Source organism: Trinickia camelliae, assembly GCF_053525655.1.
Window position 1 is genome coordinate 1 of sequence record NZ_JBCHAA010000046.1, and the last position, 1,100, is coordinate 1,100.

A 1,100-nucleotide genomic window follows, 5' to 3' on the forward strand; every position below is an offset into this window, starting at 1 on the left:
CCCGCCTCGTTCGCTTCGCTCGCGACCCAGCCCAACGCCACGAACGCGCTGCGCGGCCTGCTCGGCTACACCGGCGTGGACAACGCCGGCCTGCTGAACCTGTACGACGCGACACTGGCGTCGCTTGCCAACGGATCGAGCAGCACGGCCAACCAGATCGGCAAGCAGCTCGCACCTCTTCAAACCCAGTACGCAGGCTCGGTCTCGACGCTCGAAGCCCTCGGCGTGGTGAACGCGCACGTGGACGCGCTGCGCATCGCGCGGGCCGAAGGCGCCACGGGCGTGGCGACCGGCGACAGCGCGCCGCGCTGGACTACCTGGGGCCAGGCGTTCGGCGGCCACGCGAGCCAGGGCGAGCGCGACGGCGTGGACGGCTACAGCGCGAACTACGGCGGGCTGCTCGTCGGCGCGGACCGCGCGTTCGGCGAGCACTGGCAGGCCGGCGGCGCGTTCCAGTACTCGCACACCGCGATCGACGCCACCGGCGACACCGCGGGCGACAGCGCGGGCGTGAACGCCTACGGCCTGATCGGCTACGCCAGCTACCTGGGCTCGCCGTGGTACGTGAACCTGTCGGGCGCGGCGACGCTGCAGCACTACGACACGACGCGCGTGGTGAGCACGACGGGCTACAGCGGCGCGGCCTATGGCAGCTTCAGCGGCCAGCAGTACGTGGCGCACGCCGAAGCGGGCTGGCCGCTGGCGGTGGCTAGCGCCACGTTGACGCCGCTCGCGAGCCTGACCTACAGCCACCTGAACCAGGCGGGCTATACGGAGAGCGGCGGCAACGGCGCGGCGCTCACCGTGGGCGGCTCGCGCACGAACTCGGTCAGAAGCGCGCTGGGCGTGAAGCTCGACAAGGCCTTCCAAACCAAGTGCGGGGAGCTGGTGCCGGAGTTGCGCGTGCAGTGGATCCATGAGTACGACCAGGCACGGCAGACGACCGGCGCGGGCTTCGCGGCGGACGCGACGGGCGAGACCGCGTTCACGACAGTGGGCGCGACCCCGGTGTCGAACCTGGCGGACGTGTCGCTGGGCGTGACGCTGGTGCGCGCGAGCAACCTGAGCATCTCGGCGCGCTACGAGCTGCAGGCGGGCTC

Annotated in this window: 1 protein-coding gene; it reads left to right on the forward strand. The window is 71.7% G+C overall.

What is annotated here, in order from left to right; genetic code table 11:
- The coding region (locus AAHK20_RS33440) for an autotransporter outer membrane beta-barrel domain-containing protein (RefSeq protein WP_449185794.1) at positions 1 to 1,100 on the forward strand (1,100 nt) is incomplete at both ends.